At 46.7% G+C, this 10,753-nt stretch carries 17 protein-coding genes, 7 tRNA genes and 1 rRNA gene; 21 read left to right on the top strand and 4 right to left on the bottom strand.

Translation table 11 applies throughout. The features are described 5' to 3' along the window. The 8 genes from DW965_RS14735 to DW965_RS14700 all read left to right on the top strand — a co-directional run. Window positions 1–169 (top strand): 23S ribosomal RNA (locus DW965_RS14735); the annotation flags it as partial. A 122-nt stretch (window positions 170–291) separates the two neighbouring features. After that, window positions 292–365: transfer RNA gene (locus tag DW965_RS14730), tRNA-Asp, on the top strand. A gap of 27 nt (window positions 366–392) precedes the next feature. Beyond that, window positions 393–465, top strand: a tRNA-Val gene (locus tag DW965_RS14725). Between the two features lie 9 nt (window positions 466–474). After that, a tRNA-Tyr gene (locus DW965_RS14720) sits at window positions 475–555 on the top strand. A 19-nt stretch (window positions 556–574) separates the two neighbouring features. Then, window positions 575–647: transfer RNA gene (locus DW965_RS14715), tRNA-Thr, on the top strand. 33 nt (window positions 648–680) lie between these two features. Then, window positions 681–753: transfer RNA gene (locus DW965_RS14710), tRNA-OTHER, on the top strand. Window positions 754–759: 6 nt separating this feature from the next. Further along, a tRNA-Phe gene (locus tag DW965_RS14705) sits at window positions 760–832 on the top strand. 8 nt (window positions 833–840) lie between these two features. Then, a tRNA-Lys gene (locus DW965_RS14700) sits at window positions 841–913 on the top strand. 145 nt (window positions 914–1,058) lie between these two features. Here DW965_RS14700 and DW965_RS14695 read toward each other — a convergent pair. The 3 genes from DW965_RS14695 to DW965_RS14685 all read right to left on the bottom strand — a co-directional run bounded on the left by DW965_RS14695 (window position 1,059) and on the right by DW965_RS14685 (window position 3,547). Next, window positions 1,059–2,165 (bottom strand): site-specific integrase, encoded by a 1,107-nt coding sequence (locus DW965_RS14695; protein WP_119198551.1) that lies wholly within the window; start codon window positions 2,163–2,165, stop codon window positions 1,059–1,061. Window positions 2,166–2,411: 246 nt separating this feature from the next. Continuing rightward, window positions 2,412–2,801: a TM2 domain-containing protein gene (locus DW965_RS14690; RefSeq protein ID WP_119198550.1), complete on the bottom strand. Its 390-nt coding sequence runs from the start codon at window positions 2,799–2,801 to the stop codon at window positions 2,412–2,414. An 11-nt stretch (window positions 2,802–2,812) separates the two neighbouring features. After that, window positions 2,813–3,547 carry a helix-turn-helix domain-containing protein gene (locus tag DW965_RS14685; RefSeq protein ID WP_243036648.1) on the bottom strand — a complete coding sequence of 245 codons (735 nt, stop codon included), beginning with the start codon at window positions 3,545–3,547 and terminating at the stop codon, window positions 2,813–2,815. Window positions 3,548–3,849: 302 nt separating this feature from the next. On the opposite strand from DW965_RS14685, the gene DW965_RS19185 reads away from it, so the two are divergent. Next, window positions 3,850–3,987, top strand: coding sequence for a hypothetical protein (locus DW965_RS19185; RefSeq protein ID WP_158582881.1), 138 nt, complete (start codon window positions 3,850–3,852; stop codon window positions 3,985–3,987). 12 nt (window positions 3,988–3,999) lie between these two features. Here the strand turns inward: DW965_RS19185 and DW965_RS14680 are convergent, their stop codons facing one another. After that, entirely contained in the window at window positions 4,000–4,353 is a 354-nt protein-coding gene (locus DW965_RS14680) for a helix-turn-helix domain-containing protein (protein ID WP_118660698.1), read from the bottom strand. A gap of 144 nt (window positions 4,354–4,497) precedes the next feature. Between DW965_RS14680 and DW965_RS19180 the strand changes: the two genes are divergently transcribed. The 12 genes from DW965_RS19180 to DW965_RS14630 all read left to right on the top strand — a co-directional run bounded on the left by DW965_RS19180 (window position 4,498) and on the right by DW965_RS14630 (window position 10,748). Continuing rightward, window positions 4,498–4,647 carry a hypothetical protein gene (locus DW965_RS19180; protein WP_158582880.1) on the top strand — a complete coding sequence of 50 codons (150 nt, stop codon included), beginning with the start codon at window positions 4,498–4,500 and terminating at the stop codon, window positions 4,645–4,647. A gap of 14 nt (window positions 4,648–4,661) precedes the next feature. Beyond that, entirely contained in the window at window positions 4,662–4,886 is a 225-nt protein-coding gene (locus DW965_RS14675; protein ID WP_119198549.1) for a hypothetical protein, read from the top strand. A gap of 163 nt (window positions 4,887–5,049) precedes the next feature. Further along, window positions 5,050–5,793, top strand: coding sequence for a phage antirepressor (locus tag DW965_RS14670; RefSeq protein ID WP_119198548.1), 744 nt, complete (start codon window positions 5,050–5,052; stop codon window positions 5,791–5,793). Window positions 5,794–6,268: 475 nt separating this feature from the next. Then, window positions 6,269–6,772: a hypothetical protein gene (locus DW965_RS14665; RefSeq protein WP_119198547.1), complete on the top strand. Its 504-nt coding sequence runs from the start codon at window positions 6,269–6,271 to the stop codon at window positions 6,770–6,772. 97 nt (window positions 6,773–6,869) lie between these two features. Next, window positions 6,870–7,016, top strand: a complete 147-nt coding sequence (locus DW965_RS19175; protein ID WP_158582879.1) for a hypothetical protein — start codon at window positions 6,870–6,872, stop codon at window positions 7,014–7,016. A gap of 16 nt (window positions 7,017–7,032) precedes the next feature. Continuing rightward, the gene (locus DW965_RS14660; protein WP_119198546.1) at window positions 7,033–7,317 is read left to right on the top strand and encodes a hypothetical protein; all 285 of its coding nucleotides are present in this window, start codon (window positions 7,033–7,035) and stop codon (window positions 7,315–7,317) included. Further along, window positions 7,314–7,535, top strand: a complete 222-nt coding sequence (locus DW965_RS14655) for a hypothetical protein (protein WP_119198545.1) — start codon at window positions 7,314–7,316, stop codon at window positions 7,533–7,535. Before DW965_RS14660 ends, DW965_RS14655 begins: the two co-directional genes overlap by 4 nt. A gap of 98 nt (window positions 7,536–7,633) precedes the next feature. Then, window positions 7,634–8,272, top strand: coding sequence for a DUF7666 domain-containing protein (locus tag DW965_RS14650; protein WP_442857831.1), 639 nt, complete (start codon window positions 7,634–7,636; stop codon window positions 8,270–8,272). After that, window positions 8,269–8,463, top strand: coding sequence for a hypothetical protein (locus DW965_RS14645; RefSeq protein ID WP_119198543.1), 195 nt, complete (start codon window positions 8,269–8,271; stop codon window positions 8,461–8,463). The genes DW965_RS14650 and DW965_RS14645 overlap by 4 nt, the downstream gene beginning before the upstream one ends. After that, window positions 8,456–9,418 carry a DUF1351 domain-containing protein gene (locus DW965_RS14640; protein ID WP_119198542.1) on the top strand — a complete coding sequence of 321 codons (963 nt, stop codon included), beginning with the start codon at window positions 8,456–8,458 and terminating at the stop codon, window positions 9,416–9,418. The genes DW965_RS14645 and DW965_RS14640 overlap by 8 nt, the downstream gene beginning before the upstream one ends. Then, window positions 9,418–10,104, top strand: coding sequence for an ERF family protein (locus DW965_RS14635; protein WP_119198541.1), 687 nt, complete (start codon window positions 9,418–9,420; stop codon window positions 10,102–10,104). Before DW965_RS14640 ends, DW965_RS14635 begins: the two co-directional genes overlap by 1 nt. Continuing rightward, the gene (locus tag DW965_RS14630; protein ID WP_119198540.1) at window positions 10,104–10,748 is read left to right on the top strand and encodes a putative HNHc nuclease; all 645 of its coding nucleotides are present in this window, start codon (window positions 10,104–10,106) and stop codon (window positions 10,746–10,748) included. Before DW965_RS14635 ends, DW965_RS14630 begins: the two co-directional genes overlap by 1 nt. Window positions 10,749–10,753 lie beyond the last annotated feature (5 nt).

Raw genomic sequence — 10,753 nt, 5'->3', positions numbered from 1 at the left:
CGGGAAGGGATAAACGCTGAAGGCATCTAAGCGTGAAGCCCCCCTCAAGATGAGATATCCCATTCGAAAGAAGTAAGACCCCTTGAAGACGACGAGGTAGATAGGGCAGAGGTGGAAGTGCCGTAAGGCATGGAGCTGACTGTTACTAATCGGTCGAGGGCTTGACCTGAAATGCAAAACAAAAGTTTTGCAGAAAATGGTTGTGTTCGGAAAGAAAGTATGGTATGATGTATAGGTGTTAAGTGTATGCGGTTTTGAAGGTATATCAAATATCTTCAAAATAGTTATTGTGGCCCGGTGGCTCAGCTGGTTAGAGCGCCGCCCTGTCACGGCGGAGGTCGTCGGTTCGATCCCGATCCGGGTCGCTTTTCATAACTAAATATCTGAAAAATGGGATCTTAGCTCAGCTGGGAGAGCATCTGCCTTACAAGCAGAGGGTCACAGGTTCGAGCCCTGTAGGTCCCATTCTTTTATGGGTGGTTTCCCGAGTGCCAAAGGGGACAGACTGTAAATCTGCTGCAAATTGCTTCGGTGGTTCGAATCCACCACCACCCACTTGCCAATCAGGCAATCGGCCGATGTGGCTCAATTGGCAGAGCAGCTGATTTGTAATCAGCAGGTTATCGGTTCGAGTCCGATCATCGGCTTTACTTGAGAAATCAAGTACAAAAATAGGATATCGCGGGATGGAGCAGTCTGGAAGCTCGTCGGGCTCATAACCGAAGGTCGTAGGTTCAAATCCTACTCCCGCAATTTTATGCCTAGTTAGCTCAGTTGGTAGAGCAGAGGACTGAAAATCCTCGTGTCTCTGGTTCGATTCCGGAACTAGGCATATTTTACGGAGCATTAGCTCAGTCGGTAGAGCACTTGACTTTTAATCAAGTTGTCCGGGGTTCGAATCCCCGATGCTTCACTAATTGAAAAGGCTGGAAACCATTGATTTTATTAGGGTTTTCAGCCTTTTTACGTTGTCGGAATGAAATTATCGGAAAATCAAAGTAAGGTATTGTAGAGGAATGTAGAGGAATGTAAATGTGTCATTTTCGTGTCACCTCGTATCACATGGAAAGAGCAGCTTCAACCGCTCCGGCGGTATCCTCTTTTTCCAGCATGATGTGATTATAAATCCTCAAAACCATTGCTTCGTCATCCCCCAGAAGAGACGCAATATTCTTGATCGAGATACGCGGGATCTGGTAGCAGAGCGACGTACAATAGTTGTGGCGGAAAATATGGGCTGTGAGTCCGCAGACGGGCTTTTCAGCGACTCTATTCATTTCCTTTATGATTCTTTCCCACTTCCGGCGGTAAGAGGATTTAGACACCATTTTGCCGCCCTGCATCGAAAACAGAAGTGTTCCTTTCATGCAAAAGCGCACGTAGCTTTCAAGTGACGTATAGAGCTGCTGCGGAATTGGAACCTGCCGGAATCCGTTCTTCGATTTCGGTTCTTTGATGCTCGGTTTTCCTGCATCATCAAATTCAACAGCCTTGTTCACGTTGATGATCTTTTTGGAAAAATCAATATCGAACCGAGTAAGGGCGAGAACTTCTCCACATCTTAATCCGGTACAGTAAAGGATATCCACAAAAATTCTATCAGATGGGGATAAATCAGCGTCTTGCATCGCCTTTTTCTCGTTTGCAGTCAGCGGCCGCTTTTCATCTGCTTTGTAGTCAATCGGCTTCATCACGTCCTTTAGATCCTCGAGCAGGTTGGCAGGATATAAACGGTCATGTACCGCGGCCTTCATGATCTGAGAGAACGTGATCTGTAATTGCTGCTGGATGCGTTTCTTTCCGGCCGCGTCGTTAAGGACTGTCTGGTAGTGGATCGGCAGGACATCGCAGAGCCGCACGCCGTCCATCTGCCGCAGATGCTTTTCGATGATGTTCCGGTACATCCGCTTCGTGTTGTTCGTCGCTTCGGCTTTGTAGACGGTCAGCCACCGCCCGGCGTAGTCCAGGAACAGGATGTTCTTGTCTCGGACGGTTTCGAGGTTCTTAATCTTGTCGTTGTAGGCTGCCACCTTTGTTTCCAGATCCTTACTGCTTTTCTTCGATCGGATCGTGATGTAGTGCTTTTTTCCATCAACATAACTTCCATCCCACACACGGGCTTGAAAATACCCGTTCTTTTGCTTTGTATATTTCGCCTTTGCCATCTATAGGCTCCTTTCGTTTAGTGGCTGGAAAAGCCACAGAGACGGCGCAAAATGGGTGCAAAAAAGCGGCCGCAAACAGACGGGAAAAAATAGTCGAAAAAAATCGAAAATTTTCCCGTTCCACTTGCGAAGCCGCCGGAAGTGTGATAACATAATCATGTTCATTAGATTATTCCTTCCGGGGAGTAACCTCTTATGAAAGGCCTAACAGATTGCGCCACAGTCTGTTAGGCCTTTTTTTATTATCTATACATAATACGGATTCGGTTTTCCGAGAATCGCAAACAGGTCGATAATCCAGCCTATTCCGAAAAGACCCATAGTACAGAGGTACAGGATACCCATTCCGAACTTTCCTTCGTAAAATTTGTGTCCGCATAAAGTAAAAAGACACAGAAAGAAAGCAACCCATTTATTTTTTGGCTTTCCTGTGACGTATACTCCTTGGCTTGCACTCGCCGCCGCAGCTGCTGATGAAGAAGCAGAAGAGGATGCGCTGCTACTGTTGTTGTTATTAATAATAACGTTCTTCTGATCTGTTTTAAGATCCTCAACCTGCTTTCCACACTTAGGACATACGACACAATCCGCGTCAATAACCTGTCCGCAATGTTTGCAATATTTTGTCTCTGCCATATTGACTCCCCCTATCTGCGCAGAACCGTTATAACCACGCCAAATTTAACCCATTCCCTCATCTCGTCCGGGTTGTTGGGATCTATGGTTATGATATCCCCATACCCGTTTATCGGCTCCATTCTGCACGGTTCCGACTGGATAAATTTACGGATGTACGCCCGCCCGTTCTTTTTATTGACCAGGACGCATGTATCACCGTCCCTTGGCGGCCGTTTCGAAATTCCGATGATGTCGCCCTTGATATATACGGGATGTAAGTGGTTCGATGTTATCCGGATGCCACAGTGCAGCCGCTCTCCGTATTTCTCGATATATTCCGGGCAATACACATGCTCTTCATGCGCTGAATCCAGAATCATCCCATCTTCCATGTTTCCTGTCAGAAGCAGGACATCCAACATGTTCGCTGGATCTTCTTCTTTGGCTTTCATCTCAAGCTCGAATTCTATTTTGGCGTTTATGTAGGCTTTCTGCCGATCTGTTAATTTGCGGAATTTATTCAGCACTTCAATCTCGATACTGCGTTGCCCGAACATCTCGTATAAGAATCTTCCTGTCAGCTCATAGAGTTTCGGCGCAAGCATGATGCTGAACGTGTCCACGCGGCGGGAAATGATGTTCCGGTAAGAAGATGCCGAAATTCCCAGCTTTTGCGCGAAGTCACATTGAGTATACCCGAGTTTTATGCGCTCTTTTTCCAGATTTTCCGCAAATGTGTCTAACATCTCTTTCTTTGTAGTCACCTTAAATTCCCCCTTTGTATCAAGATTCTGACGAAAATTATCAAGCAAAAGAGCAAGCACACATGAAATTACGTCAACATCTTGTGCGGTATCCGGTGTAATATAAATATAAAGATGTTATACGGAAAATTTTATCATATTTTTAAAAACTGTCAATAAGGAGGGGAGAAAAAAGTTGAAAAATTAGCGATTCTGTATATCGAAATAGGCAGATACGTGGCGCACGGTTGATATTCTTGAACGTATGTTCTATAATCGTGGTATCACTATTTTGATTGAGACTGTCAGGGAGGTACATAATCATGAGAGATGAACAACCGGAAGATAAAAAGAAAGAAATAAAACAGATGGTAGACGAAATTTATAATCCAGCGTACATTGATATGATTTATGGCTTTGTAAAAAGATTATACGCGGAAAATAAGAAGCAGGGGAACTGACCCCTGCTTCTTTTATTTCGAAAAACGATCCATGAACTTCCAAAAAAGTTCCTTGTCTTCTTTTGACAGATGATAATATTTCATAATTGCTTCTTTGGCTTTCAAGTCTTCAATTCCGATTTCAGCACATATAGTTCCGAAGTCTACATCAACATCACGAAACATTTCACCTTCTCCATCTCGGAGCCATTCTTCCCGCACATTATATTTCTCACAAATTAATTTAATGACGGCATCAGAAGGGGTTCGCCTTCCCATCTCATAACTTGAGACGTTCGAAAACGATATCCCAAGATCGTTTGCGAATTTTTGCTGGCTACCTATGTTTAAGGCTTTACGCAGCATTTTCAATCTTTCATGCAACATTTTCACCTCCTGTCTAATGATAGTTTACACCAGAATGAGCAAAATATCAATAGAAAAAATCGTACAAAGTACGAAAAAACATGTTGACAAAGTATGTACATAGTGCTATATTGAGAATGTACAAAGTACAAAGGAGGTGAGTACATGGTAGCAGAAAAAGATAAAGAAGATTGCAAGAAATTTGCAGATATTTTTATGTCACTGCCAGAAGACAGTAAGAACATGGTCATCATCTATCTTTCGGCACTTCGCGATAGAGAAGAAGCAGACAAAGCCCGGTTACAGAAAACGTAAGGAGCGGAAAAGAAGTGAATAGAGATGTAGAAGATACATGCTTCGATGAATCCGGCGAGTACGAATTTGACGAAGACGACCTGCGGCGTATCGAAGCATGGGAGAAAATCGTTAAGTGTACGAGAAGAGCGCACATTGGCTCACTGGTTATGCTTGCGGCATCACTCGTATCATTGGTTGTTCAGATCAGCAATCTTTTTAACGGCAAAATGCAAACAGGGTCATTGCAATTTGCTTAGTAACGTTATCATAACGTTACGCTAACAGGGACGTAGCGTCACAGTAACGCCCCTAGAATAAGAATAAGAATAAGAAAAAGATATAAAAACATATATTGAGCATCGCAAGCGCTGCTCGGTAAGCAAAATAGCTTTTTCTTGACCACAGAAAGAAGGTGGAAGCATGAACGAAATGATTATCACGAATGCAGAGTTCGGGAGTATTCGAATCGAGATGCGAAACGGAGAACCGTGGTTTGTTGGCTCCAGTATCGCAAAGGTCTTGAAGTACCAGAACCAGCAGAAAGCCATTCGGGACCACGTAGACGCCGAGGACAAGCTGACCGAACAAATCGTTCTGGCAGGTCAGCGACGGGAAGTGACGCTGATTAACGAATCCGGGCTGTATAGCTTGATTCTCTCGAGCAAGATGGAAGAAGCAAAGAGATTCAAGCACTGGATAACGTCGGAGGTTCTCCCGGCGATCCGGAAAACCGGTGGGTATCAGCAGACAGCACCGCAGGGAAAGGAACTTCTGGCTCTGGCAGTCCTCGAAGCGCAGAAAACCATTGAGGAGCAGAACCGAGCCATTGAGCGGATGCGTCCGAAAGAGATTTTCGCGGACGCAGTGAGCGCAAGCAAAACGTCAATCTTGATCGGCGACCTTGCAAAGCTGATTAAGCAGAACGGGGTTGACATCGGCGAGAAGCGGCTCTTCCAGTGGATGCGGGAAAACGGCTATCTGATCCGGAAGGACGGAGCCAGTTACAACATGCCGACACAGAAGAGCATGGATCTCGAGGTTATGGAGATCAAAGAGTCCACGATCACCCAGCCGAACGGAAATGTTCGGATCAGCCGCACCCCGAAAGTAACGGGGAAAGGGCAGAGATATTTCGTCAACAAAATTCTATCCGCAATGGCATAGCTATGATGGCGATGCTAAGGAAAAGCGCAGCGGAGAATTGAAATGCGAGGGCAAGGAAAAGAATAGACTAGCATAGAGATGCAAAGGAGTAGCAACGCGTGGGCATGATCAACGATGGCAAGGAAAAACGTTGAGTAGAAGGGCTATGGAATAGTGATGCACCGTCATGAGCTGAAAAGCAAAGGAATAGCCATGAAAGACTGGGCAACGAAAAGCCATGGAATGGCGCCGAACAGTAGAGCTGAGCGAGGGCATGGTACAGCGAGCCAACGAACCGGAATGCTACGGAAAGGAATCGCAGGTCGGAGCAAAGGAATAGCACTGGAAGCCAGGATGAGCAACGGCATAACAAGGCAATTCATAGATGCGAGCAGACAAGCAAAGGAAATGAAGTGCGGCGGATTGATACGCAGGTGCGCAGCGAAGAGGGCAGAGCGCCGAAATCAAAAAATAAAAACGAAAAGGAGAAAGCAACATGCAGGAAATCAAAGTAAGATTAACATTCACCGAGGAAATTCTTGGAACAGCGGCGGCAGATAAGGAGATTCACAAGACCTATATTGCGTCTCTTGCGCCGAACGCGCCGAGCAAGAAGGAAGAGGTCGAAGCAGTAGGCGTGGAAGAGACGATTGAGAAAGCAATGACCGTTTTCCCGAGAAACAAAGAGGGCGTGCCGATCTATTGGGACTACCAGATTAAGGGATTTTTCAAAGATGCGGCCGGAATGCTGCGTAAGGTTCCGAACACGAAAAGCTCGAAAATTAAGGCGTATAAGAAAGAGATTGACGGGCTGATTTTCGTGAAAGAGCGTCAGATCCCGATTCATTTTGACGGAGAGATCGGAAACTGCGAGCGGCCGCTGAGAGGACAGACACCGCAGGGCGAGCGCGTGGCGTTAGCAAACAGCGAGAGCATCCCGGCGGGGGCGTGGATCGAATTTACGGTGCAGTGCTTAACTGATGGATTGGCGGGAGCGTGACAGAGTGGCTTGATTACGGAATGCTCAGAGGTCTTGGACAGTGGCGAAACTCAGGGAAAGGCCGCTTCCAGTGGGAACGAATCGAGTAAGGAGGAACATGGAAGAAACGACATGGGAGCAGGCGGAAGGCTTCGCAGTCAGCGTGATACGAGAAGCCAGAATAAAAGCAAAATTCTGGTTTGCGGCGTGGCTGGTAACTTTCGTGGTGCTGATAACGGTTGTGGCGGCCGTGTTGGTGATGTAGTAAGGAGGTTCCCCGGATGGAAGAAATTACGAAAGCAGAAGCAGAAAAAATGATTTTCATGTTTCTGGGACGAGAGGTCCGGATCAAAGAAAAAGAAGAAAGTCGGATATCGTATCCGGCGCGGTATATGCGAAAATCGGAGCTGCTGAAAATGCAGAATCCCCTGTTGGGGGAAACAGTGCTCGAACGCGCCGAGAAATACGCACCGGCGGGGGTTGTGAGGAAAATCAACCCGATGAAGAAAAACAGCCCGCTTGTGTTCGACACAGTGGAGCTGGAGAAATGGAGGGCGAAGCATTGAAGAAAAAAATTGTAGCAGCAGAAGTGATTCTGTGGGTTACGGCACTCGTGGCCATCAGCGACATCAACTGGGGCGGGTTCTTCTGGTGCTTTTCACTGATGATTCTTGGATTCCTTGCTTTTCTGGCGGTTGACGCGGAGGAGAAGCGAAAGAGAACAGAAGCGGAAAAGGCAAAAAAGAAGAAAGACAGAGTGTTCCAGATGTGGTTGAGAATATAAAAAATGCCCTCCGGAGAGACGAAGGGCATCCATAAAAAGACAACATCATCATAGCACATGAAAGGAGAAAAGGCAATGGGAATGAAAGGTTTTAAGGGATTCGAGAAAGATTTTCCTGCGGAGGGAAACAGTGCGAGGAAAACACGACATATGAGGAGTACGGTGAGGGATGCTGCTATAAAGGCGTTATGCATTTCTACGAGGACCCGTGGGAGGTTCTGAACCATTACGACCTCGTGGATGGCAACGGAAATTTGTCTGAATTTGCGGAAGTGGAAGCATTGGGTCAGGTATGGAATGACGGAGAAAAGCGGGCAACAAATAAAATTCACGTCGGCGAAAAACTCGGACTTAAAGGGTTCTTGAAAGCGTGCATTGATTTTACACTTGAAAAAACGAATGGAACGAATCTGTCCGGTGACTCCGCGCAGATCGGCTCGTCCGGTGACTCCGCGCAGATCGGCTCGTCCGGCAACTCCGCGCAGATCGGCTCGTCCGGCAACTGCGCGAAGATCAACAGCACCGGAGAAGACGCTGTGATTATGTGCGCAGGCAGAAGATCAAAAGCAAAAGGCAAAAAGGGGAGCTGGATCACGCTTGCGGAATGGGTGAAAGATGAAGAAAAAGGACGCTATGTGCCGATCTGCGTAAAAACAGAGCGTGTAGACGGCGAAAAAATCAAAGAGGACACTTATTACACGCTGAAAAACGGAGAATTTTCGGAGGTAGAAGAATGAAACATTATGAATATGCAGGAATGGACGTAAGCACAGAAAAAAGTGTAGAGGACGGCGCAAGATGCTACATCGAAGCAGTACGCCGGTATCTGGAATCTGAAAAATTCCCGCAGGTTGAGACAATCGCGGCGATTCTCGGATTGCAGAAAGTAGAAGAAAACAGAAAAGAAGGAGAAAAAGAAAATGAATGAATTAAAGATCGAAATTAGCCAGGAACCGGCTGTGATCCGGTGCAATTTTGAGGATGTGAAAGCTAAGTTGTCCGAAAAGATGGCGGAGTATCAGGGAGCGGTATTCACTGAGGAATCTAAGAGCGTGGCTAAGGCGGAACTGGCGTCTCTCCGGAAGACCAGAGAAGAAGTAGAGAAACGTCGGAAAGAAGTAAAGGCGCAGTGCCTGGTGCCTTACAACGACTTCGAGGAGAAGGTAAAAGAGCTTCTTGAAATCATCGACGAACCGATTTGCCTGATCGATAGTCAGCTGAAAGAGATGGAGGCAGAGCGCATCCGCAAGCGTCATGGGGATGTTGAGAAGCTGTATGCAGAATGCACCGGTGAATGGGCGGAGTACCTGCCACTCAAGGAGATCTATGTGAAAAAGTGGGACAACGCCACCACCAGCCTGAAACAGATCGAAAAAGAGCTTCTGGCGATGGCTGAAAAGGTTGCTTCTGAGATTGGCATTATCCGCAATACGCAGTCGGAGGTTGTGGAAGATGCGTTGCAGGTCTATCAGAAGAGCCGTGACCTTGGTGCCGCCCTTACCCGGATTAATATATACGAGGACAATAAAAAGCGGGCATTGGAGGCGGAACGCATCCGCCGCGAGCAGGAAGAGGAGAAGCGCCGGCAGGCTGAGATTGAGAGAGCACGGGAGGAAGAGCGAAAAAAAATCGAAGAAATCGCCAGAGTAAGAGAAGAGGAACGGAAAAAGGCGGAAGAAGCGCTGAAAGCTGCTACAGTGGCGGCGCAAGAACCGGAAGTACCTTTTACACTCGATGATTCTGAGGACGGCGACGATCTGCCGTTTCCGCAGCCGCAGACGGTTACCATGTGGTACAAGGTTGTTGTTACACCGGAGGAGCTGGAACAGGTGGAAATTGCTTTTAACAGCATCGGAATCTATTTTGAGAGGAGACAGGCATAATGGGAGCTGTGGAGGTTGACAGAAGCAGAGACTACCCGATGATTTACCGCTCGATTGCTGGCGTGATCGCGGATGTCGGAGCGGTCGGGAAAGACAAGGTTAATAAGCAACAGGGCTTTAAATTCCGGAGCGTTGACGACGTTTACAACGCTTTGCATCCTGCTTTGGCAAAAAACAAGGTGGTAATTGTCCCGAATATTCTGGAACGAGATGTGAAAGAACTGCAAACAAGAAACGGTTCAATGATGCATTATGTGACCTGCAAAATCAAATTCACATTTTATGCGGAGGATGGTTCCTCTGTCGAATCGACCATTGTAGGAGAAGCGATGGACACAGGAGATAAGGCAACCAATAAGGCAATGGCAATTGCTTACAAATACGCTTGTTTCCAGGTGTTCTGCATTCCAACGGCGGATATGGTAGACGATCCAGATGCAGAATCTCCAGAAGCACGAAAAACAAATGAACAATCAACTGCGGATGCAGGGAAATCATTAATTAACGAGGAAATGGTACGCAGAATCAACGCTGAATTAAGCCGTACCGGTGTGAGAAAAGAACAGATTTTTGCATTATTTGGAGTCGATGCATTAGAAAAATTGAATATTCTGCAGTACAACAAAGCAATGAAAAAATTACAAAAGACACCGAATGCAGTAGAGATGCCAACGGGTGATGCATAATGCGCGCTCTGGCTGAAATCGTAAAATCCGTGGAAAAAGACGGTGATACGTGGCTTGTAGTGCGGCTGCCGAAAAGCAGGCTGAAAGAAGAAATTGAAAATAAAACCATCACGAACACAGAAATGCGTTTCGACGATGGGCGGCATATCTCCAATCTGCAGCGGAAGAAAGCATACGCAACCATCCGGGATATAGCTATTGAGTTGGGCTATCTCCCGGAGGAGATGAAAGAGATTATGAAATGTAACTACAGGATCGAGACAGGAGAACCGTATTTCTCCCTTTCAGACTGTTCAGTGGGGACGGCACGGGATTTCATCACGTTTCTGATGGATTTCGTGCTGAAAGAGGGAATACAGCTCTCAGACAGCGGAATAGAACGCGCGGATGACGTTGGAAAATACTTATACGCGTGTATCAAGCACAGAAAATGCGCGGTATGCGGGAAAGACGGTGAAATACACCATGTTGATACAATCGGCATGGGAAATGACCGGCGGAGGGTGGATGATTCTGGATACCGGAAAATCTGTCTGTGCAGGACGCACCACACGATCGCACATCAACGAGGAATGCCGAGCTTCGAGAAAATGTATCACGTCTACGGAATCATTGTGGATGATAGCCCGGAAGGGAAATCATAGAGTCC

The sequence above is a fragment of the Blautia sp. AM47-4 genome, assembly GCF_003479865.1.
Classification (GTDB): Bacteria; Bacillota; Clostridia; order Lachnospirales; family Lachnospiraceae; genus Fusicatenibacter; species Fusicatenibacter saccharivorans.
The sequence above is the reverse complement of the archived record's forward strand: the minus strand, read 5'-3'. Positions and strand labels throughout refer to the sequence as shown.

Bases quoted from the DNA above. Each gene is read 5' to 3' on its own strand.
- DW965_RS14630 (WP_119198540.1), top strand. From the start codon at position 10,104: ATGCGCGCTCTGGCTGAAATCGTAAAATCCGTGGAAAAAGACGGTGAT.
- DW965_RS14665 (WP_119198547.1), top strand. From the start codon at position 6,269: ATGCAGGAAATCAAAGTAAGATTAACATTCACCGAGGAAATTCTTGGA.
- DW965_RS19185 (WP_158582881.1), top strand. From the start codon at position 3,850: ATGAGAGATGAACAACCGGAAGATAAAAAGAAAGAAATAAAACAGATG.
- DW965_RS14670 (WP_119198548.1), top strand. From the start codon at position 5,050: ATGAACGAAATGATTATCACGAATGCAGAGTTCGGGAGTATTCGAATC.
- DW965_RS14660 (WP_119198546.1), top strand. From the start codon at position 7,033: ATGGAAGAAATTACGAAAGCAGAAGCAGAAAAAATGATTTTCATGTTT.
- DW965_RS14635 (WP_119198541.1), top strand. From the start codon at position 9,418: ATGGGAGCTGTGGAGGTTGACAGAAGCAGAGACTACCCGATGATTTAC.
- DW965_RS19175 (WP_158582879.1), top strand. From the start codon at position 6,870: ATGGAAGAAACGACATGGGAGCAGGCGGAAGGCTTCGCAGTCAGCGTG.
- DW965_RS19180 (WP_158582880.1), top strand. From the start codon at position 4,498: ATGGTAGCAGAAAAAGATAAAGAAGATTGCAAGAAATTTGCAGATATT.
- DW965_RS14680 (WP_118660698.1), bottom strand. From the start codon at position 4,353: ATGTTGCATGAAAGATTGAAAATGCTGCGTAAAGCCTTAAACATAGGT.
- DW965_RS14640 (WP_119198542.1), top strand. From the start codon at position 8,456: ATGAATGAATTAAAGATCGAAATTAGCCAGGAACCGGCTGTGATCCGG.
- DW965_RS14645 (WP_119198543.1), top strand. From the start codon at position 8,269: ATGAAACATTATGAATATGCAGGAATGGACGTAAGCACAGAAAAAAGT.
- DW965_RS14695 (WP_119198551.1), bottom strand. From the start codon at position 2,165: ATGGCAAAGGCGAAATATACAAAGCAAAAGAACGGGTATTTTCAAGCC.
- DW965_RS14690 (WP_119198550.1), bottom strand. From the start codon at position 2,801: ATGGCAGAGACAAAATATTGCAAACATTGCGGACAGGTTATTGACGCG.